16 protein-coding genes are annotated in these 22,466 nt (G+C 55.4%); all 16 read right to left on the bottom strand.

From position 1 onward, the window contains the following. Nucleotides 1–2: 2 nt before the first annotated feature. Nucleotides 3–527 (bottom strand): type VI secretion system lipoprotein TssJ, encoded by a 525-nt coding sequence (gene tssJ, locus AB8804_RS12155; protein ID WP_371186411.1) that lies wholly within the window; start codon nt 525–527, stop codon nt 3–5. Between the two features lie 35 nt (nt 528–562). Next, complete coding sequence (gene tssG, locus AB8804_RS12150) at nt 563–1,645, bottom strand: type VI secretion system baseplate subunit TssG (RefSeq protein ID WP_371186409.1); 1,083 nt, start codon at nt 1,643–1,645, stop codon at nt 563–565. Continuing rightward, entirely contained in the window at nt 1,609–3,378 is a 1,770-nt protein-coding gene (gene tssF, locus AB8804_RS12145; RefSeq protein WP_371186407.1) for a type VI secretion system baseplate subunit TssF, read from the bottom strand. Before tssF ends, tssG begins: the two co-directional genes overlap by 37 nt. A 137-nt stretch (nt 3,379–3,515) precedes the next feature. Next, nucleotides 3,516–6,896 (bottom strand): ImcF-related family protein, encoded by a 3,381-nt coding sequence (locus tag AB8804_RS12140; protein ID WP_371186405.1) that lies wholly within the window; start codon nt 6,894–6,896, stop codon nt 3,516–3,518. Beyond that, nucleotides 6,889–8,097 (bottom strand): hypothetical protein, encoded by a 1,209-nt coding sequence (locus AB8804_RS12135; RefSeq protein WP_371186403.1) that lies wholly within the window; start codon nt 8,095–8,097, stop codon nt 6,889–6,891. Before AB8804_RS12135 ends, AB8804_RS12140 begins: the two co-directional genes overlap by 8 nt. A 2-nt stretch (nt 8,098–8,099) precedes the next feature. After that, a complete protein-coding gene (locus AB8804_RS12130) occupies nt 8,100–8,363 on the bottom strand; it encodes a PAAR domain-containing protein (RefSeq protein ID WP_371186401.1) in 264 nt (87 codons plus the stop codon). A gap of 80 nt (nt 8,364–8,443) precedes the next feature. Continuing rightward, the gene (locus AB8804_RS12125) at nt 8,444–9,025 is read right to left on the bottom strand and encodes a hypothetical protein (protein ID WP_371186399.1); all 582 of its coding nucleotides are present in this window, start codon (nt 9,023–9,025) and stop codon (nt 8,444–8,446) included. Further along, nucleotides 9,012–11,513, bottom strand: a complete 2,502-nt coding sequence (locus AB8804_RS12120; RefSeq protein WP_371186446.1) for a hypothetical protein — start codon at nt 11,511–11,513, stop codon at nt 9,012–9,014. The genes AB8804_RS12125 and AB8804_RS12120 overlap by 14 nt, the downstream gene beginning before the upstream one ends. Before the next feature lie 342 nt (nt 11,514–11,855). Further along, a complete protein-coding gene (locus AB8804_RS12115; protein ID WP_371186397.1) occupies nt 11,856–12,326 on the bottom strand; it encodes a DUF3828 domain-containing protein in 471 nt (156 codons plus the stop codon). An 81-nt stretch (nt 12,327–12,407) separates the two neighbouring features. Beyond that, nucleotides 12,408–12,590, bottom strand: coding sequence for a DUF3828 domain-containing protein (locus tag AB8804_RS12110; RefSeq protein WP_371186444.1), 183 nt, complete (start codon nt 12,588–12,590; stop codon nt 12,408–12,410). A gap of 366 nt (nt 12,591–12,956) precedes the next feature. Then, complete coding sequence (locus AB8804_RS12105) at nt 12,957–15,314, bottom strand: type VI secretion system Vgr family protein (protein WP_371186395.1); 2,358 nt, start codon at nt 15,312–15,314, stop codon at nt 12,957–12,959. Continuing rightward, complete coding sequence (gene tssH / locus AB8804_RS12100; RefSeq protein ID WP_371186393.1) at nt 15,311–17,962, bottom strand: type VI secretion system ATPase TssH; 2,652 nt, start codon at nt 17,960–17,962, stop codon at nt 15,311–15,313. The genes AB8804_RS12105 and tssH overlap by 4 nt, the downstream gene beginning before the upstream one ends. 286 nt (nt 17,963–18,248) lie before the next feature. Next, nucleotides 18,249–18,740: a type VI secretion system effector Hcp gene (hcp, locus tag AB8804_RS12095; RefSeq protein WP_046885950.1), complete on the bottom strand. Its 492-nt coding sequence runs from the start codon at nt 18,738–18,740 to the stop codon at nt 18,249–18,251. Between the two features lies 1 nt (nt 18,741). Beyond that, a complete protein-coding gene (locus AB8804_RS12090) occupies nt 18,742–20,421 on the bottom strand; it encodes an OmpA family protein (RefSeq protein ID WP_371186390.1) in 1,680 nt (559 codons plus the stop codon). Continuing rightward, the gene (gene tssL / locus AB8804_RS12085) at nt 20,421–21,110 is read right to left on the bottom strand and encodes a type VI secretion system protein TssL, short form (protein WP_371186388.1); all 690 of its coding nucleotides are present in this window, start codon (nt 21,108–21,110) and stop codon (nt 20,421–20,423) included. The genes AB8804_RS12090 and tssL overlap by 1 nt, the downstream gene beginning before the upstream one ends. Then, a complete protein-coding gene (tssK, locus tag AB8804_RS12080) occupies nt 21,107–22,456 on the bottom strand; it encodes a type VI secretion system baseplate subunit TssK (RefSeq protein WP_371186386.1) in 1,350 nt (449 codons plus the stop codon). The genes tssL and tssK overlap by 4 nt, the downstream gene beginning before the upstream one ends. Nucleotides 22,457–22,466 lie beyond the last annotated feature (10 nt).

The raw sequence follows: 22,466 nt of genomic DNA, 5'->3' as shown, positions 1-22,466 counted from the left end.
CGTCACTCCTTTATCGGCACAAGGCTGAGCCAGCCGTCACCCAGCTCAATCGTGCGGGGTTTGTCCGGGTCAAGGTCGTCACGGGTCAACACCAGGCGCCAGCGGTTGTCCTGCATATCCGGGCGGTTAAACAGCCCCACCACCGCCACAAACTGCGCGTCTTCATCCATCGGCACATTGAAAGTCACGCTGCCGTTGGGCATCACCAGCAGCGCTTTTGACGCCAGCACGTCCTCTTTCAGCACCGTATCAGCCTTGCGCAGCAGCGTCTGATAATCGGCGGCATCCACCGCTTTACGATCTTTGAGCTGATAAACCCGCACCATGGTCGCCAGCGGCGTCTGTGCGCCATCGGCGTTAATGGCCGTGCGCGGGGTAAAATCCAGATGCAGCGTTTTAATTTTCTTGTAGAAGATGGATTTCGTGATGCTGACCGTGCCGTCCGTGACGGTCTGCGTCAGGCCGCAGCCTGCGAGCAGGCCACAGGCAATAAGCGTCAGCGCCCACCAGCGGGTTACTGTTGCCATGCAAAAATTCCTTTATTGAAAGAGGGAGTAGATGATTAGTCGAAGCGGTAATGGCCGTCTTCAGCGGGGGGGAACGCAGAGCATTGCAACCCTTCATAGCAGCCCAGATTGACGGTCAGGCTACCCCGGTTATTGCTGAGTTTGCCTTCCTTCAGACCCAGTAAACCCGTTCTGCCCAGCTGTATACGCCTGCCCTTGCCCAGGCGAGGTTCAGGGAGCAATCGTACAGGCACGGTCAGACGCAGACGGGCATCACTGCGGTAGCCGAGATAAACGCGGATTAAAACCAGCAGATCGGTATGCAGGATCCCGCCGGGTAACCACCCTTCGGCCTCGTCAGGATCTTCCGTTTCCAGCGTAACGAGTACCCGGCTGCATGCCTCTTTTGCCGTTTTACCCAGCGTGGCGCGCTGAGAAAGACTGACGCGGTTTTCGGTCCCCAGCCCGCTGCGGTTGTCGATATGGACCTTAACCGGATCGGGCTCGGTGATGATTGCCCGGGTATTCGGTGCCAGCAGGCTCACCAGAGCCCGAATGCCTTCCGCATTGCGGGTGGGTAAGCGCATCGTACCGAGTAAGGCCAGAAAGCGGGAAACCGGTGTAGCTACCCGTTCAGCCGTGCCCGGAATACCCAGTCCCACCAGTCCCAGCAGACACTGCGATGTGGCATCGCGTCCACCAGCCTCGAAGGTGGCCGGATAGGCGTATTTTCGCCAGATCCGGTAATACTGCGTGGTGATGCGGTGGCTGAAGATGTCCAGAAACGAGGTGACAGCCTCATGCCCTTCCCGACGCTGCGCAATGTCATCCAGGTAGGACGTAGGCAGAGGCGAGTCCACGCCATACATTCCCAGGAATGTCGTGCGAACAGTCGGGGGCAGTTCAGGATGGTCTTCATCAGTCTCAACCGCTTTCAGAGTGCTGACCGGGAACCCCATACCGGGCCAGGGCCGGAAGCGCACCGGGTCGTTGCCTGGGTGGCTGGTCGTCCCCAGCTTTGGTGCGTCCGGATTTTCCTGCTCCAGCAGCTGGCAGAAACGATAGAAATTGGCCCGCCAGATATCGTTGTTAAGGGCCAGCGTCAGCCCGGTACGTGCTGGCTGTGATTCTCGCGCCATCTCAGTCGTTTCCCTGTCGGTTGCAGTACCAGCGTGAGCTGATTAAAGAGGTGAATATCCGCATAGAGCGCAAAGAAGCGATGCAGCATCTCCCCAAAGAGATTCACATCGCCCTCGCCTGCAAAGTTCTCCATGTTTAGCGTGATCTCAATGTCCACGCCCCGCAGCATAAAGCCTTTCTCAAAACGGCGGATCAGCGTGTGCTTCACCGCGACAATGGCCTCAAGCCGACGTCGGTTCATCTCATCGTCGGTCCAGTCGTACAGCGCCAGCGTGCCGCGCAATACTTCTGGGTTGTCCATCATGCTGAGGAAGTTTGAGCCGAGATGGCTCATCACCCGCCAGTGAAAACGGTCATTTGCCGGGGGATACAGCGGCATGGTGGGTGCGGTGACGTTCAGCACCCTGACGGGCACTTTTCCTGCCTTGACCACTCTGTCCAGCAGCGTGCTTTCCAACGCCTTACGCGGAAGCTGACCGTTGGTACCGGTTATCCGCATCGAGAGCGACTCTGGTTTTTCGGACAGCTGCTCAAGCTCAAACGAGCGCCCCCCGAGAATGAGCCAGGTATCATACAGGCCAGAGGGACCGCGCTTCACGCGGGTGTGGAAATAACGCTCAGGTGCATCGTGGCGCATCATTCCGCCACGGTGGCGGAAGCTGGTGAACGGCACATAAGGATGTTTGCCATTTTTCAGCGCACCATGGATATTATCGACGCTGTAAATCTCGGTGTGACCATCCTGAAGGCGCAGCGGCCTGAGCAGGTATTCATTCTCCAGCGGATCAAGCGTCAGCGGATCGGCTTCCAGGGTAAAGAGGTTGATTACCGGCGCACAGTGCAGCCGGAAGTTTTCCGTCTCGAAGGGAAGATCGGTTGACCAGGCTTCGCTGAGCACAATGTCGATTTCGAACCAGGTGCTGGCCTCAGTGAGCCCGATGGTGTCCAGACCGCGCATCTCAACAAACATAAACTTCTGGCGGAAGCTGAAATATTCCAGAAGAAGCTGATAACCGCTGAAGGCGGTATCCGCCTTCTTCCACAGGCCGTCATTGTCATCAAAGCCCATCGGTTTGCACCAGCCGTCAAAATGATGACGTTCGGTGTGCGTCCCGGCATGACGGGCATACATGGCATGTACGCGTCGTGTCATTGCCAGATGCAACGCTGAACTGACCGGGCTCTCTGCGTTGAGGAAGATGGCGACCTTGTCGATCCCGGCTTTGCTCCAGTCCACTTTCTCGGGGCATTCGAAGCGCAGGCGGATCGCCGAACGTCCATTGGTTTCCGTATGCAAACGGGCGTCCGCAAGATGCAGAGGCTGCAGCGGAACATCACGGGTCGTCCGGTACTGGCAGGCCGTTTTATGCGGCCCTACGGGGCGCGACAGAACGGAGAAACCTTCCTCCAGCATTTCGGCCTGGCGCAGGCTACGCCAGTCGGGCGAAAACTCAACGATGGCCAGCGACGGGATAGTCCGCATGTAGTGCGGCCACAGCAGGCTGACCAGTCCTTCAGTCAGTTCCGGCAGGTCATCGTCCAGCTTTTCGCGCAAACGCCCCATCAGGAAGGCAAAGCCTTCGAAAAGGCGCTCCACATAAGGATCGCGTGCGCCGGTTTTATCCAGATTAAGCATCGCTGCCCGGTCCGGATGGGCCCGGGCAAATTCTTTACCTGCTTCACGCAGGTAGCGCATCTCTGCTTCGTAATAGCGCAGGGTTAAATCATCCATGCACGAATTTCCTGAAAGTATTTAAAAAATTAGCCACAGAGCACCATGGCGCAGGCAGTTAACTGCTCTTCCGGTGAACACATTGTTTTTTCCGTTTGTTACTCTCTTTCATAAATCTCACGACCGTTTTCGCATCGTTACTGAAATCCTGCTGTGTCAGCTGTATCAGCGGTGACGTCGAAGATCGATTCAGGCAGCGTGAACCCCTGAAGCTTCAGTAACGCCAGAGGACCGTCGCCAAGCTCGCTGCGGAGCACAAATTTCAGCGGATTTCCGTCAGGGGTGATCCACACCAGCTGCGTGCGGCTGGCATCAAGCGGAGTGATGAGAGCCTTGTCCAGCAGGCGAATGAAGCCCCAGTTCCCCTGGTTGCTGGCGTAAAGCTGCATACCGCTGTTTACACTGCGCCAGTTGAGGCTGACGCCCGGATAATACGTATTTCCCGGCCAGGTAAAGCTCTGCCAGCTTTCCATCTGGTTGAAGTAGTCGAGGTTTTGCTCATCAAGAGAAAGCTGTACGCGAGCAACGTCACGAGACGGACGTGCCATCAGCTCGAAATGAACATTTGCATCGCCCTGTGAGAAGACGATATCGGACAGTTCCGCCAGCTGGTTAATCGCCTGGAGGAACTCGGGATCGACAATCATTCCCTGGCTTGCGGAGGGATCAACGACCCAGCGATTACCTTCCTGGTGAAGGATCCCGCCCAGGTTAGTTTTCAGGAAGGTGGTGATTCGACCCGAGTCGCTGCGCAGGAACTGTGCCAGCAGCGGCAGGGAGGCATCGCTGCCGGTAGCTTTAAATGGATAGCGTCCCGCAAAAGCCTTATTCCACTGATCGACAATGGTTGTCTGCCAGCGGGCATTGAGACTTCCCGCTGCCGGGGCAAGCACCTGCCGCCAGGCCAGATCCAGGGGTTGCACAAACAGCGACTGGCCAAAACCGTTCCACTCCTGACCCAGGCTCGCCGCCACCAGGCTGCCGTAATCCCGGGTATCGGTCAGATCGATGGCTTTTCCCTGAAACACGGTCTGGGCCAGCATCTGCGACATGGCCTGCGGATCAGGGGCGCTTGTAACCTGCTGGAGCTTTAGACGCACCTGAGTGACGCGCGCAAGCCACGACTGGAAGCTGAGATTACCGTTGGTTCCCGTCCCCTCTTTCCCTTCCATCAGCCCCATCAGCGGGCCAAACACCGCATCGAGCGGGCCTTTAGGGCCCTGCGCCTGCTCAATGAACTGTTTTGCGCTTTTATTCTTACCGACCAGCTTTTTCGCCGAATCCACTATTGAATCCGCCAGCGCCTCGCCCTTCTGCCCTGTTTTGCCCTGCCAGGCCAGCGTGTTCATCAGTGCAACCAGAGGCGACTGGCGGACATCGCCGATCAGGTTGAGCTGGGCGATCGCTTCAGAAAGTGATGTGGCTTCCTGCCACTGAATGCTGTTGACCATGTTCAGCCACGCGTTGCCAAAATCGGTAAAATAGCGTTCCGTCAGGCGGGCCTTCAGCGCTTCCGGGGAGATATCACTTCCGGCCTGGTGAGTTTTATCCGTCAGTACCCAGTCGATTTCGTCACGGCGGGTTTTGACTACCCCATCAATGGCATCCTGAACCTGCTCTTCCCAGGCCTGGCGCGTAAACATGCCAGGGACGACGTCATCGGTAATGAATACCGTTGAGGCATCGGTATCACCGGTCATGTCCGCCAGCGTTAATTCAGGCCAGTTGCTGGCCACGCGCTTAAGCATGTCCTGGTATAGCCCGGACTCGGCGTTACGCTGGCCAATCTGTTTGAGCAGGATCTGACGAACCGTGCTGATGAGTTCAGCGTCAGGCTTAATTTTCCATTCCGGGTGCGTCGGGAGGTTCTGCGCATAAAAGCCCAGTAGTTTCGGCGCTATTTCCTGCCATGTGCCGTCCGGCACATTCTGGCGTTTTGGCCAGGCCATCATCACGTTTTTTGCCAGCCACCCCGCGTCCGCTTTCTCAGGACGGGCCATCATCAGGTAACTTTTGAGCACGTCGTAGGTATGCTGTGTGCCCTGCGTACGGGCATCACTGGCGGGAGGAAGTTGCACAAAGGCATTCAGCTGCTGCCTGAGACGATCTGCTGTGGCATCCCTCATCAGCTGTGCGTTGTTCTTCGCATACAGGGGCCAAAGTGCAGCCAGTGTGTCGCCGTCCTGATTGAGTCCAAATCGGGTGTACCACGGCGCACCAGTCTCTTCGCGATACTGCAGACGGGCAATGGCTTGCTGAAGAACAAGCTGGTTACGCAGACGTTCAGCCAGCGGAAGCGAGGTATTCGCCGCCTGCCTCGCCGTTTCCTGCGCCTGATAAATCTGGGTACGGTTAACGATCAGAGACAGCAGCGTACCGGCTCCCCACAGGACGATCAGGGAAAGCAGAATTAAACGCAGCATCTTCAGCCCGTCGAAGCCCAGCCTCCTGCCGCTGACGGCATCACAATCATCAACGACGGCTTTCCATGTAGGGGTATCGAGACGCGTATTCGGCACCGTTCCGGCAGCGGCCAGTTCAGGGCTGAACATGACACCGCGTAAACGCCACGCCGCAGATCCCTGCATCAGCCCGCTGAGCAAAACGGTCAGACTGGCTTTAAGCTCGTGCCGCAGACGAGAGGACAACTGAAGCAGGCCGTTATGTGCCGGATTATTAAGTATCTGTGCCATACCCGCTTTTTGAAGGTGTAGCGCTAGCGTAGAAAACGCTTCACCTGCGCCTTTCACGGTGCCTTCCGGCCCGAATATTACCCCTGTCGCAGCCGTTTCCGCGCCCTGCTGGGCACCGGTAGCCTTGTCGGTCAGCCACAGCCAGACGGGGGCCTGCCAGCCCAACAGGTAGTCGGCTTTCTGGCGACAGCGCAAGAAGGCATCCCGTTCGCTGTCCGTCGGGAGGGCTGAGGTACTCATCACCTGAACGATGCCATCAACCGGCTTACCGGAACGCATGCGTTTCAGTTTTGAAAGAAAGATCTCATCCGGGAGTGACTGCGCATCGCCGCCATAGATCAGCACGTTGCCGTCGCCTTCCTGCCAGAGGTCATGACACAGGCCTGGGGCCGCTTTCTGGACGTCGTCCGGATTACCCATCACCAGCAAAATTCTTACCTTACGCTGCCAGCGGCGACCATAGCGGAATAGCAGGTGTTCGGACACGGCGTCTTCGCTGAAAACCGGCTCTTCGTCGTCTTCTACGCTGGCAATAGCATTCGCTACAGGAGCGGTAATTTGTGACTTTTTCTGCCCCCAGTGGAGGTACAACCCCGATTTACCGGCGAAGTCGAAAGCCTTCTCTGTCAGCCAGCCGAGTAAAAACAACGCGGCAACCAGCATGGCGCAGAATGTGAGTATGCGCTGGCCGTCATACGGACCGAGCCCGGTAGCCGAGGCGACGTTTTCCGGAAAGGCATAAAACAAAAATGCCACGATAACCGTCAGGAAAAACGCGACAGTCACTACGGAGCCGATGAGTATTTTGACTTTTACCTTAGACATTCTTAGGCGATTCCTTGCGAACTTCTTCTTTGGTGATGACGGCGACCCAGACGTCGTCTTTGTCGGCGGCGGGTTGTGCGGCAATAACCTGCGCTCCGCGCTGTTCAAAGGCCGCATCGGCGAGCATGATGGCGACCCATGGAGCGGCATGACCGGTGTAGCCCAGCACCGGATCAATGTTGAAGTTATTTTCTGAAAGGCTGAATTCAACGCTGCTTTCTTCACAGGCGTTATTCCAGCCGCTTCCTGCGGTCAAACATGGGCCAGAAATCCAGCTGCCCTGAAGGGCATCTGCAGTAGTGTTTGCCCAGAGTAAAGCCCGAGAAAGGGTTTTTGTCAGTGTGGCTTCAGTGCCTCTTTCCGGGCGATGCATGCGTAGTGCATTCGGATACGCGTGAGCTTTGCGATTGCTGAAAACCACCATCGACACCGCATCAGCGTCTCCTTCCTGAGGAGAGGCTGGTAATGACAGGGTGATGGCAACGAGAATCCCCGGATTTTCCCATCGTTTATCCAGCCAGGTATCCAACGCGCTCAGCCCTTTTCCGGTCATCAGGCGAAATATCCTGCCCGTTTTGAGTAAGAGATCGGCTTTTAGCTGCTCTTCAACCAAGGGATACAGATCATTGTCACAGTCCAGCATCAGCCAGCATGGCAGTTCTGATGGAAGTGGCTGAACGATTACATCCACTCGCGTGGTCATCTTGGTAACAGCTGCTTTCAGCGCTTTCGACAAATCCGTCTGATATTCTGTTAATGCCGCGTACCTGACAGGTTTGTCACATCCTCGAGGATGCGAAAAGTCGATAGAGGGAGCGGCGACCTTCATCACCTCCAGCAGATCCTCGGTTTTGTTTCCGGCCGGACTCTGAATATAAGTGCCGAGGATCCAGGCGCAGCGCTGACCGCGCAGAATTTCACTGTCAATGAGCGCTTTTCGCTCGACATTTCGGGACTCGGCCCCTACCTGTTCGGCTTTATAGGCAAACCGGCGTAAACCGAAAATAAGCCCCCAAGTACAAAATGGAAGACCCACTGCGGTGAACCAGAAGACAAAGCCGGTTCGCTCTGACGTCCAGCACCATAGCGTGAGTGCTATGCCCGCAAGCATGACAAACGCGAGGAAAAGCAGCCAACGACCGGTGCCGGGACGCGCTACCTTAGAAGCCTTTTCAGGGATGGCATCCAGCCAGACGGGCATAATCAGGCAACCTTTGCTGCGGGAAATGAACTGATCAACGTACAACCACAGGCGCATTTGTGACCGTGAAATGCAACCGGAATACCATGGTCAAGATAATTAGGATTGCCTTCTATGATAATTGTAGGGCCATGTCCCGGAACCGGGCAGGAGACTTTGTCGCCTTTGCGGGCAACGCCAATACCGCCGAAATTCATGGTTTCAGAAGCGGTCATTACAGAGCCGCCATGGGTTGTCTTATCGCCTTTGCGGATAATCTGAAGCATATTAAGTATCCTTGCTGTTGAATTTATTAGCGAGATGTGTTGTAGGTACTAGCAGGATTATTTATGTTAGCTAATTTTTGTCAGCCGCCATTATCTATTTCACATTCACCTTGAAAGATGTTTTGGAATGATTGATGGTCAAATACATATGCACTGTTAGAGCATTTTTTATCGCCTAGAGATATGTTGCCAACCTTCGATTTTGGGATGTTTTCACCGCTAATCCAAAGTAGATTACTATTAGGATAAAACTCGGCAGAAAATGGATCCGGGGATGGAGTACCATTATCAATAGTTGAGTAATATTTTGTGCTGCCGTTAAACATCGGCAATTCCGAAATTATAGCCCCGGATAATTTATCAACTACCCAACCACATACCCAACCATTAACACCGCAATCTTTGGGCAACTCACCTTTCTCACTTATGTAAAGTCGATAGTGCCCTGCAAAGTTGACTTCCTTGCTGAGTTGACTTTGCATTAATTTTTTCCAGTCATTTGATTTACCAGATTGCTCATCCGTTAATTTGATTTTTGATGCAAATGGCCCATAGTTTAATATTACATTGTGTTCTTTAAATTTTGGAGTTTCTCCTTCATTAGCTAATGTAGAGAAGCAAATAACAGTGGTAAGAAGGATGGTAAGTTTATATTGCTTCATTTTTTGAATCCTCGAGCACTTTGACCATATCACCTGGTTTAATATGAGCTTTATTTATCCCATCATCAGAGTAGTATGATACCCCCTCTGCCTGAGCATATCTTTTCTTATGTATCTTGTTACCTTTTTTGTCCCTTACAAAAGAACCATCCGAATTTGTTTCAAATTCAGTTTTCGAAGGGCTAATCTCTTTACCTTTTCGAACTCCAGCAGATGCAAATTCTTTGGCCCAATCATATATAGCATCTTCAACGCTTCCATTTCCTTCGAGATAATTAATGATTGCAGGGCGCTTAAATTTTATAAGATACTCATTAAATATTTTATCCTGCATTTCTTCATCATAGAGAGCATTTACATCTAGGTTAAGTTTACTCACTGCATCTTTAAGAGTTTTAGGTACCACCTGGAATCGCCCAGTGGCAAACATGCCTATAGATGTATCATCTTCCTGAGATGTCATAACCTCTTTGATTGTCATGTTTGTTAATTTTGTTTTGTAATGAGGTTCGTAAGTAACGTGCACATTAAATGCACTGTAGTCATTTTTAGACTCCACTTTACCAAGGAAATCACCAAATTTGCTGTGGGCCCAACCTTTTCTTACTGATTGGCGGATGGAGCCTAAAAACATAATTGGATGCATATGCCAAATTTCAGGCCCCAGTTTCTCAGTTGTCACATCCTGCATCCAGGCCATCTTGTCGAGAAAATCCTCGCTGTACTTTTTCCACTCAGGTGCCTCTTTTTTCAGCGCATTCAGGAATGGTTGCCAGATGGCATCACCTTTTTTGAAATACCAGTCGCTGGGATGTTTTACTATCGTTTTCATAATGACGTCACGATAGTCAGGGTTATGAAGGGCTCTCCAGTACTCCATTGGCGAATAATTGTCGCTTCCGCTATCAATTTTATCCAGCAAACGTTGGTAATTATGCTTTACTAGGGCATGACTGGTTCGCTTATCCGCTGAAGCTGACTGATAGAGTGAATCTATCAGATTACGGAAGAATCCAGTCGGCTGGTTTTTTCCATCCAGATAATCAAAACTGGTCGGCTCTGCGGTCTCAGTTCTGAAACCCAGTTTGGCCAGATCATACTGTGACAAAAGCTGTGGTTCCGCCTGACCTTTGAGTGCATAAGCATTTTCTGGTCGCAGCTGCCAGTACCCCTGTTTGGTCGTCTTATCGATTTCAGCTTGCACCTGACTCAGTGGAAGGATCCCTGTCACGGTGGTCGCTCTGGTATCTTTTGTGAATTTTCCAGTAGCGACATCTTTTTTATACAGAGCAAGGCCAGGTTCGTACTTCAGCCAGAGCGGATTCTTCTCCCCCACCTGTTCGGGGTTGGTCAGGAATTTTTCCAGATTGTCGTCCATGCTCGTGCATTCGATATGCACCTGATAACGCGCTTCATATCCACCATCTTTTGGTGCCTGATAATACCCCATGTGACCAACAGGGTCACCGGCGCTAATGGCGTAAGGCGTCGGGCATACAACCTCATCGAACTTCATTGCCTCTTTCGCTGGTGGCATCAGTTTTTGCCACCAGGAAGGCTGTGAGACGCCGCTGGTACCCGGAGATATATTGTTCTTATCAACCAAAATCCAGTATTGCTGACCGGGCTTAAAGGATGTTTTCTTCCCTTTTTTCACCGCATCTTCTGACAGACTGACAAAGGTCACCAGGCCGTACTCGCGGTTATTGAACGCGACGGTATGGAGACTTCCGTCAGACTTATTCCATTCTACAATTGCACCTTTCGGCATTGTGCCTTTTGAATAGCTGTCGCTGACATTTTTGTTTTTTGTGCTGGCAGACATTACCCACTCTGGATCGTAGGCTGAAAGTGAGTCCTGCAGAGTCCACTTTGTTTCTGCCGGATTGACGGTATAAGCAGAATACGGGGCCAGGTGCATGTACAGGGTGTAGAAATGTAACCCGCTGGTTTCTTTCTCACCCGGCTGGATGTAGTGCTTAACCAGAACGAATGACCCTGAAAAACTCAGCGGGCCGGATTCCCACCCCAGCGTCAGATAATCTTTGCAGACGCGATAGGCAACAACTTCACCATCCGCCATGCAGCGTATCGCCTGTTCACCTTTAAAAGGTACCGGGAAGTCCATCACTTCCAGCGGAGCTTTACCACTCAGAGCACACCATGGCGTTGTGGCTTCGGTGATATGGATCCCCCCATGCCACATTCCGCTGCGGCCAATCGTGTACTGCCCGGTAGACTCGCCAGCTAAATGAGAGAGGATGCTCTCCTGATTGCTGAACTCGATTCCCCGGCTGTTTGAGGGGATAGGCCAGACTATTTTGATTTTTCCTTTTTGAGATGCAGATGCATCCTGAACAGTGCTGTTGTTATTAGAGTAACGGTAAAGTTTATAAGGAATGTTTTGGTCACGATATATCTGAGCAGGATAAAAACCTTTTTCCTGAACGAAATCAGATATCCAATGAGTACCATTAAACATCGCCATATGACCATGCACATGATGTGGTGCAGCCTGAATGACAACTACATCACCCATTTGCTGACCAGAAATTGTGAATACACCGCCACTACTAACTGTTGTGGCGTTATCTACAACTTTAAAGTTATTTTCAATCAGCCATGGACCATAGTTTTTAGCTGACTCAATCGCAGAATTTTTTACAGATGCCCCGCCAGCAATCAATGCTTTTTTAACATAACGGGCACATTTCGACTCGCCGTATTTAAGCTTTTTATCAATTCCTTTCTTAAAGTTCTCAGCGTTAATTTTGGCTCTCGCGAGCGCCTGTGAGTTCAGAACGCCGACTGCAATATCCTTATTAAGCATTTAGTTAGTACCTTCAGCCTGTTGGGGGCAATAAATACTGCCTTTGAATGTAGGCTTAACAGAATCGAGCATCCATTTGCCCCCGACCTTTACTAAAGTAACAGCATACAGAGACGTACCTTTCCCATAACCTAATTTAAGATTCACCAGTGCCATATGGTCATTGGCTGACACTATTTTGGTACCAATATTGTTTTTCCATTCCTCACATATATCCTGAGCATCGACAAAATAATCTGCACCAGAATCATCATTATCTCTTAAACTTCTAAGATGTTCCGTTGTATATTTAGCAATTGCTTTCAAAGAGAGGTCATTAGCTGATTCCATGTCAGACATCTCTTCTGCTACCAGGTAATCATGGTAGAACGTACTTACAACTTCGTCAGGCGACAAAACCCTCTCACCTGAGGCCAAAGCGATATAAGGCACACAAAGTAAATAACAAGCGATAAACATTCCCTTCAACATAAACACCTCTTCAAAATGCTTAACTCAATATCTCTGTTAATCTAATCGGATAGTTAAATATCACCTTACACAACCTTAATATCATTCCGTTACGCTGATAATTTTCCAGTTGCCATTTTCTTTTTTAAGCGACACTTTAAACCTTGCTTTAGGCTCAGAGTCATTACCCAAAACAACGTCAACCAATGAATCACTTCCTTTTTGTATAACATCAAAAGTGTTTATATTTGTTCTCCACGATAAAAGCACATCTTGTGATTTTATGAAATAGTTGACATCAGTCTCAACCCAAATCCCATGCCAGTCGCAGGCATAGTTACCTTTAACTTGTTTACACTCGTGCTTCTATGAACATTTTTTGGCTAACTCTGATTCAGATATCGAGGCAGCAGTGTCATAATTGCACATAGTGGAGTCATTGATGCTTTTCGCAAGCTCATCAGACACATATTTTTTTAATTAATGCATCATTGCCACCTGACTCAGGTTGAAGGTATGCAGAATAAAAGTCATGCACAATACTCTCAGAGCTTTTTGATTCATCAGCCAGTGAAATATTTGAAAATGAGAAGAAAATAGAAAAACAAATACAACGCGGAGTTTATGAGTTAATGTTTTCATTTTCGGCTCTCAGTCATTAAATGATTTGCTGCTGATTTTGCTTTCCTGATTAATATCCGTCAGGCTGAAGTTCGGTGTTTCATTGGGAAGGTTTGCGCCGGTACCCGGCACCAGATAGTTTGAAGTCTTCATTATGAAATTACCGGAAGAACCGTGTTCAATTCCGTTCTTACTCAGGCGCAGATATGACCCACCACCGTTCAGCGTCAGGGTTTCCGGCGTGCTGATAATAATTTCGTCTTCACTACTGGTTACCGTCAGCTGTTTTTCAGAGAACAGAGCCATCGTGTTGTGCTGCGCCTGGATCTCGATGTCTCCCTGATTCGCGACAACCTTCGCCCCCTCTTTATGCACGAACAGCCCCAGCGCCTTTTCCACGCTCACGGACAGATCCTTCATCGCACCGACGTCAAGGTGCTGACCGGCATTGATCATCGTGTTGCGGGTGCTGCTGAGCTGAATATGTTCCCCCGAGGTCAGTGCCACGCCCTGCGGGGCACTCCCCAGCAGGACGGCAGACTGGAGGTCTTTGATTCTGTCGGTCACGAAGCTTATCTGGGTGCTGATATCCGATACCAGCGCCCCGGCCGCTTCCGCAGCGCCGTTCAGCGCCTGCATCTGGCTGTTGGCCTGGTTAATCTGGTTAAGCGCAGGCGTCATTTCCAGCACCGGGCCCTGCGCCTTGGCCTGCGCATCCGCCGTCAGGAACAGCCCTTTTGCCGCGCGCACTGCGCCATGCTCATCCGTGCGCAGCTCAAATCCGGCCCCGCGCTTTTCACGCTGGCCGTTGACCAGGTGTCCCAGGTTCAGCTGCGTTTTACCGTATTCCGTCGCGAGCTTGATATGCTCCTCGCCGCGCTTATCCTCCATCCGCAGCTTGTTGTTCGCCGGCGTGCGCCACACGTTACGCGTGTGGTTGTCCCGGGTGACGTGGTCCGGGTGCTCTGAATCATGCAGGGCGTAAGCGATATACGGACGGTCAGGGTCACCGCCGTCAAACATCACCGCGACTTCCGTGCCGTCGAGAAGCGGCGAGTGGAATCCGTACGTATCACCGGCATACGGTTTCGCCAGCCGCAGCCAGAGGTACGCATAGCCCTGTTCGGCACTGCTGCGGTCGAAGTCCAGCTTCACCCGGTAGCGTCCGTCCGGGTCGAGCCAGGCATACGTATCGCCTTTCTGCGTGCTTTCCACCCGGGCAGGCAGCGAGCCGGATATCACCGGGCGACTGAGCAGTGCCGGACGCCAGCAGACGGTTTCGCTGTAGGGGATACCCTCAAACGTCAGCGTAAAGCTGCTTTTGCGTGAACCACTGGTGCGCACGGTGGTGATGACGATGCCCTCTTTAACCGCATCAGGTAACGTTCCGTCCGTTTCCAGAACCTGACCCGGCGCCAGATGCGGGCTGGAGGAGTGCCCGCTGACGCGGTACTGCGCGTTCAGGATGCGTTCATGGCGCAGTCGGGCGAAGTACGCCCCGGTCTCTACGCTTTCCGCATCGCCTGCCGCCAGGAAAGGCTCTGCGTAGTGGTACGTTTCCCCGGTGGTGATGCCGTCCGGGCTGCTGATACGTTCAGAGCTGTCCTGAGGCGTCAGCGCCTCGCGGTAGTTGTAGTCCCGGGTGGCCACACTTCCGCTCACCACGCTGTATGCGGTCTGGATATCCCAGATGCTCTCCTGCCCGCTGTCGCTCATCCCGGCCTGGTTGCGCAGCGGCAGCATGACGCCCGTTTCATACTGCTGCTGGCTGTCCTGAAATATCACCACGTCCTGTTCGAGACGTCCGTCCATTTCAAAGCGCCAGTAAATGCCCACCTCTGCCAGCAGGCGCTGGATAAACGCCAGGTCTGTCTCCCGCCACTGGGTGATGAGCTCCCGGGCCGGATATTCCCGGGAGAGCCGGAATGCAAAATCAGGCCCTTCCAGACCGTGTTTACGCAGAACCTTTTCAACCACCTCGGTAACCGACTGGTTGAGGTAAACCTCGCTTCCTTTCGTCAGGCCGAGAAGCGCAATGCGGGGAACCAGCGTCAGGGCGTAACGGGTATCCTCGTTCGAGGCTGAGATGCGGCGAAACGATGCCACCACGCCATAAACCGTGCGGACCGGCAGTGCCGGCGTCCCGTCATACACCGGGGTCTGGAAGGTAAATGACGCCGGTTTCAGCAGCAGCGTATCGCAGGCAATATCCGCAGAGGAGCAGGTAACGGCCACGTCATAGCGCCAGGGCTGGCTGAGGGACTCCACCGCGCTGAAGCGCAGCACATCCAGATGTTCAGTGCAGCCGTGCACGTCAACGCGATAGCGTGACTGGCCCGGCAGTTGTTGTATCTGGCCGCCGGCCTTGCTTATCAAAGCATCGATCACGACACCTCTCCTTCGGCATGCTCATCGAAGGCCAGCACAATCCCTTCTTCCTCATCCCAGCCCAGGCTCAGCGACTCAGGCTTCTGCCCCGCCGCCATGTGCGTCAGCAGCTGCTGGCTCAGCACCGGCAGGATCTGCTGGTTCAGCAGGCTGTCGATGTTGCGCGCCCCGGTGTCCGGCAGCAGGCAGGCGTCGATCAGCGCGTCCATCAGGCCGTCGGCAATCGCGGTCTTCATGCCGTAGTGGCGCGCCAGGCGTTTGCTCACCTGGTTCAGCTTCATGCCGACGATGGTGCGCATCGCCGCCTGGCCCAGCGGACGGTAAATCACCGTCTGGAAGCGGGCCAGCAGAGCGGGCTGGAAGTGGTCGCGCAGGATCGGGCGCAGCAGCTCGTGCAGGTCGCCGTCGGTGGCATCAGGCTGCTCCTGCAGCAGCTGCATAAGATGGTCGCTGCCGAGGTTGGAGGTCATCAGGATAACCGTGTTGCGGAAGTCGATTTCGCGCCCCTCGCCGTCGCGCATAAAGCCGCGGTCAAAGACCTGGTAGAACAGGTTCATCACGTCCCGGTGCGCTTTCTCGACCTCATCGAGCAGCACCACGCTGTACGGGCGCTTGCGCACCGCTTCGGTGAGGATGCCGCCCTGGCCGTAGCCGACGTAGCCCGGCGGCGAGCCCTTGAGCTGGGAAACCGTGTGCGGCTCCTGGTACTCGGAGAGGTTGATGGTGATTAAGGATTTTTCGCCGCCGAACATCTCGTCGGCCAGCGCCAGCGCGGTCTCGGTCTTGCCGGTGCCGCTGGTGCCGACCAGCAGGAACACGCCCTGCGGGCCGTTCTCCGGCGCGAGGCCGGTTTTGGCGGCGCGCAGGCGCTGCGCGATGGCGTTCAGCGCCGCGTCCTGGCCCACCACGCGCGTCGCCAGGCTCTCCTCCAGGCTCAGCAGCTCCGTCTGCTCGTCCTTCATTAACGAGGAGAGCGGCACGCCGGTCCAGTCGGCGATGACCGTCGCCACGGTGCGGGCGTCCACGTCCAGCCCCAGCAGCGGGTTGCCCTGCTGCACGTCGCCGAGCTGCTCCTGCAGCGTCGCGATGTCCGCCTGGCGGGAGATGTCCTGGCGGCAGGCCAGCAGTTGCTCCGTGAGCGTCAGCTCGTCGCCGTACTGGGCTTCCCGCGCCTCGAGCGCCAGAAGGATGCGGCCCTCCTCCTGCTCAATCGCCGCCAGGCGCTCGCCGTGGGAGGTGCTCCCGACCGCGATGTCCTCCAGCAGCGCCTGCTTCTCCATATCCAGCGCGGTGAGCTGCGCCCGCATGCGGGTCAGCGGCTCCGGCACGGTGTCGAGGCTCATGCGCACGCGCGCGGAGGCGGTGTCCAGCAGGTCCACCGCCTTGTCCGGCAGCTGGCGGCCCGTCAGGTAGCGTCTTGAAAGGGTGACCGCGGCGCGAACGGCCTCGTCGGTGATGTGCACGCCGTGGTGCTCCGCGTAGCGGGACTTGAGGCCGCGCAGCATCAGGCAGGCGATGTCGTCGTCCGGCTCGTCCACCCTGACCATCTGGAAGCGGCGCTCCAGCGCGGCGTCGCGCTCGAAGTACTGCTTGTACTCGCTCCAGGTGGTGGCGGCGATGGTGCGCAGCTCGCCGCGCGCCAGCGCGGGCTTGAGCAGGTTGGCCGCGTCCGCGCCGCCCGCCTGGTTGCCCGCGCCGATAATAGTGTGCGCCTCATCAATAAACAGCAGCACCGGCAGCGGCGACTGCTGCACCGCCTCAATGATGTTTTTCAGGCGCTGCTCGAACTCGCCCTTCACGCCCGCCCCCGCCTGCAGCAGGCCGAGGTCGAGGGTGCGCACGGAGACCGGCTTCAGGCTGTCCGGGACGTTGCCTTCGGCAATGCGCAGCGCCAGCCCCTCGACCAGCGCGGTTTTGCCGACGCCCGGCTCGCCGACCAGGATCGGGTTGTTCTTGCGGCGCCGGGAGAGGATGTCCACCATCTGGCGGATTTCATTGTCGCGGCCGAACACCGGGTCGATTTTGCCCTCGCGCGCGCGGGCGGTGACGTCGAGGGTGAACCTGTCGAGCGCGTTCTGCAGCGCCGGGCTGAGCTCCCCTTCCTTTATATCCGCATTCACCGGGCGGCCCACGAACGCCACCTCATCACTTTTGGCCAATTCTTCTTCCTGCTGCACCTCTTCGCGCTCGTCGGACTGCGCGTCCAGCAGCCCGCGCAGGCGCTCAAGCTGGCTCAGCCCGGTGGTGGTCAGCGGCCACAGGCCGTCGCAGCGCACCAGCGACGGCTTTTCGACAATCGCCATCAGCAGGTGCACGCTTCGGATCTGCATCTCACCCGCCAGCGAGGCGTGCAGCCACGCGTTCTGCATCAGGGTCAGGATGCCGTCAGAGAGGTCGGGACGGCCGCGCACCGAGCGCGGAAGCCGGTCGAGAAACGCCAGCAGGTCCTGCCAGACTGCGTCCATGTCCCACTCGTAGCGGCGGGCAATCACCGTGATGTCCCCCTCGCCCTGCTCCAGCAGCTTCAGCAGCCAGTGCTCGGGCAGGATTGAGGCGTGCGCGCGGGTCTGGCACAGGGAGGCGGCCCCTTCCATCGCGCGGGCGCAGTAGGGATTAAGACGACGTAACAGAACGGCTGGATTTTCCATGAGACTCTCTCTTTATCAGTTCCGGGCACGCTACCGCCCCTCGCTGTTTACTTACCAAAGCGCATCAGGTCAGGCAGGCAGATTGTGTGTTCTTTGCTGAGCGTCCGCGGGGCAGGCGCTCAGCAAAAACGGCGGACAGGGTTTCCTGTCCGCAAAGACGATTACCCTAAATCATTCGCGTCGCAGGAAGGCGGCAAGTTCGCGAATCCCCGGGAGCATAGATAACTATGTGACCGGGGTGAGCGAACGCAGCCAACGCACCTGCGGCGCGAAGGATGACGGGTAATTACGCAGTGGTGCGTTCGTTCCAGGAATCGGAATGAATAATGTTGCCGTCTTTATAGGTCCAGGTGATCTTCTCGTAGCGCAGCTCAATCTGTTCCAGATGGTTGTGCTTCTCGAAGGACGGATCCTTGACGTCGTGCATCAGCGGGTTCACCTTCACCACCTTCACGTTTTCCAGTTTGGTGTTGAAGTACTCCACTTCCTGGCCCGCGTCGTTGATTTTGTACCACTTGAATTCGGCCGACTTCAGGGTCTGACCGGTGGTGACCGCCTTGTACAGGTACGGGCTGGAGGAGTCGATTTCCTTGGTGAACAGGAACGGCGTGTGGATGCGCGTGCCGGTCAGCTTGCCGGTGTTGTTGTCGGTCGGGATGTACAGGTTGTGCTCCTGCGCCACCACCTCGATGCTGCCCTCGCGGTCCTTAACGTCCACAGACCCTTTGATGTCCGCGCCGCCGTCGTCCTTGAGCCACAGATAGACTGGAATTGCCATGTTATTTCTCCATTTCTTGAGTTGAAACGTCACGTATATCCTGTGACGCGGTTGTTGCGCCCGGCAGCTGGCAGGCGTTCGCCTGCGGCACCAGGCTGATTTCGACACGGCGGTTCAGCGCCCGGCCTTCGGTCGTGTCGTTGGTTGCGATCGGGCGGCTTTTGCCATAGCCCTGCACCGCGAAACAGCTTTCCGGCACGTCGCCGGTGTCGCGCATCCAGTCGCGGACGGATTCTGCGCGCTTGAGCGAAAGCACCTGGTTGGATTTGTCGTCGCCGGTGCTGTCGGTGTGACCGGCTACCACGATGAGCCAGCCGGGTTTCGCCTTGATGCCCACCAGCGAGTTCACCAGCAGCTTCGTCGAGCCGGGCTTCAGCGCCCATTTGCCGGTGTCGAACAGCGACATGCTGTCGAGGCGTACGATTTTGGGGACCGGAGCAGGTTTTGGTGCCGGAGGAGGGACCCAGGTATCAATGGCCTGCTGCAACGCCAGCCACAGGCGCTGTCCCGGGTAATAGCCCAGCCCGTAACGGATCGGTTCCCCCTGCCGCTGCCAGCGCTCAAGCAGAAGTGCATCCTGTTTCAACACCGCCAGCGATTCAGCTTTAGGACCGTAACGGTTCATCGGGATCGCGTTCCAGCGCTGTAGATCGGTGCCCACCTGACGGATCAGATCCCGGTTGTTAAGCGCAGAGATACCCAGCGCCACCAGGGCACATAACCACATCAGAAGAACGAGACGGCGGGTACGCTGCCCGCCCTGCACCAGAGAGGCAAAAGGTGCCAGCAGCGGCAGAACAGCATCAGGGAATTGGCTGGCCGGAGCAGGCAAACTGGCCTTCCGGGAAAACTGCAGACAGGTGCGGGAACAGAGCCAGCCTGACCAGACGGACTGCGCCTCAGGATTAACGGAACCCAGACGCATTGCCACGGCAAAGGCGTGAACAGGTGGCGTTAACCGGTCGGATTTCTCCAGCTCATCAAGCAGGGTATTGCGGATAAACAAAAATGCCTGACCGAGCACAGGCAGCGCCTTGACGTTTTCACCTTCCTGCTGCCAGTCAATGAGCGCCTGCGGCGAGGCGTTGTCCGGATACGCTACCGGTTTGTCTCCGCGCACGAGCACCCACGGCGTTTCAGGCCCGGAAAACTCGGCGCTCACCACAACCGGTAATGTAAAGCCCGTCAGCGAATGTATCTGTTTACTCTGCTGGCGGAGGGTTTTCAGCGTGGAGCGCAGAACGGCCTCATCCTGATGCAGATCGGGCTGGCAGACGTACATCACCGAGAGTTCGCCGACCTGCCGTGGGAACTGAACCTGAATGCTGCGGACAACGTCAGTTAAGTGAGCGACATCACCCGCCCTCAGCCACCAGCCCTGCGCGGTTTTACGCAGAGGACTCCCCTGAAATAGCGCATCAAGGCGGTCACCGCACACCAGCACCACCGGCCCCTGATTGTCCAGCAACGGCAGATCAACGGTTGCAGCGCTGTGGTCGGATTCTTGATCCCCGCGTCGGCAGCTTTTTAAAACAGTCCAGCACGCCAGGCCAGCAAGCAGCAGCGTGCCCAGCCCTTTCATCACATTCCCTGCAGGGATGAAAGACCAGAGCAACCACAGCAGCGTGGCGAGGCCAACAAGCGTGTGCAGGACAACCGAAAAAATGACGGATTTACGCATTAGCCGTGCAGCTCCGGTAATTGCGCCGAGAGCAGCGCCTGCAGCCACAGATGGCCTCCCCACCAGACCACACCCGTCATGATGATGGCCAGTACAATCCAGAACCAGACGGATCGCATCAGGCTCCAGCGGTGTTTACCCGTCCGATGGACAACCAAGGAGAGACCCGCATCTGGCTGAGAAACGCGCTCAGAAAGGGCTTTAACCACCTCATCCCGCTGCGCCTGGCTGACGGCGTTCAGGCTGTACAACCCCTGAAATCCCAGAGCGATCACCCGGTGATAGCAGGTCAGAACAGCCGTATTGGGCGCTGGCTGGCGCAGAACTTCCGCAATACGGTCCCAGAGTGCTTCACCCGCCCGAAGTGAGCCAAAGAAGCGGGCCTGGAGTGGAGCCCTGCGCCATGCCATCTGTCCTTCATCGACGGCGCTTTCTTCACCTTCTCCGGTGTTTTCAGATTTACGGCTCATCACCGTCTCGTCCAGCAATGCGCACTGTGCATAAGAGATATGGTCCACGCTGGCATCGTCGTATCCGGCGCGCTCCAGCGCTTCACGCACGCTTTCAACCTGCCTGACACATTTATCGTAAAGCGCATTGCCATTGTGGGTGACGGCACCTTTCTTCAGCATGGTGACGGTGAGCCAGGTCTCCGTCATTAACTGGTCGATATCAATTTCCGTTCTCATGAGCGCAGCACCGCAAACAGTTCAAGCTCCAGGGCGCCCAGCAACTCGGGCACGTAGAACATACACACACCCTGCTCCTGCATTTCATGCGCAGCAGCGCTTTCCATATCAAGCGCAAAGTACTGGTTTTCCATACGTACCGGCAGCGCGGCAGGAACTCTGTTTACCGGGATCAATGGAATGCCCTTGAGTGCGGCCCCGTAAATGACATTGACGTCGTCAGGGGATCCCGCCTGACAGAGTGCCGGAAACTTTTCGGCGACCTGCCAGGCCGGAACATTTGAGCGTACAGAGAGATAAAGGTCAGCCTCTTCACGCAGACGAATATCGTGGAGGTTTGCCTTCCAGGTCTGTCCGTCCGGTCGGGACATTTCCAGAGCGATAACGCGGGATGGCAGGCTTGCCTCCAGCAGTTCTGTGACCAGGTCAAAGAGTGGAGGAAAAGCACTGGCCGGCTCTGCATGGTCATAGCCCGGAATCGCGTCAAGATCGTGTTCCAGCGAGAAGGTCAGCATGCTTCCTGCCAGACGAGCGAGTTCGGCCCATACCTGTTCAGGCGGCCGTGCCGGGAACCGTTCATATTCCGTCAGGACCCTGGCGTGCGAGTTAAGCGCATTGAGAAGCCAGAAAAGAGAGACATCGGCAACCGCGAAATCGGCGAGCCTTTCGTTACTTTCGCGACGCATGGTCATCAGCCGCTGGCGTCGGGAGCGCAGCTGGCGATTAAGCAGCACGAGACGTTCACGCAGAACCGGACTGGCGGAAAATGACGCAACAGGAGGAATGAAAGACGGATCCTGCCGCCAGGCGTTTTGCCCGTCACGGATGAGTCTTGCTACCGGGCAGACTTTCCAGGCGTCATTATTTTCATGGGCAAACCGGATCGTGTAATTGAAGCGGGCAACCGCCATGGACTCGTCTTCAGAACCAAAGGCATCCTGCACGGCTACCCACTCTTCGCGATAGCGAAGTGGACGATCGGCAGCAGTCCCCTCCTGTTCCACGTTAATCACGCCAGGCTGCATATGCGGTAGTGCAATAACGACCGTTACAGTATCAAGACCCGCCAGTTGAGCAGGATCCAGCTCGCGAGGAGCAGGCGGCAAATCGCTTCGTTGAGCATCAATCAGCGTACCGTCATCCAGCCACAGACGTAGCTGTGAAATCTGGATCAGGCCCGATGAAAGAAGGCTGTCGTTAAACGCGATCTTTTCCACTCCCCACGGGAAAGGAGAAACCAGTGCCGATACGCCGGCACTGCGAAAAGATTCCCACTCAGCCTGCTGCTGGAACTGCTGAGGGGACAGCAGCGCCCCCTCGTTCCACAGTGGACGATAAATTTTCATCCCTGATACC

Origin of the sequence: Enterobacter sp. KBR-315C3_2022 (genome assembly GCF_041399425.1) — a bacterium.
Taxonomy (GTDB): Bacteria; Pseudomonadota; Gammaproteobacteria; order Enterobacterales; family Enterobacteriaceae; genus Enterobacter.
Note: the sequence above shows the minus strand (reverse complement) of the source record. Positions and strands in the feature narration are given on the sequence as shown.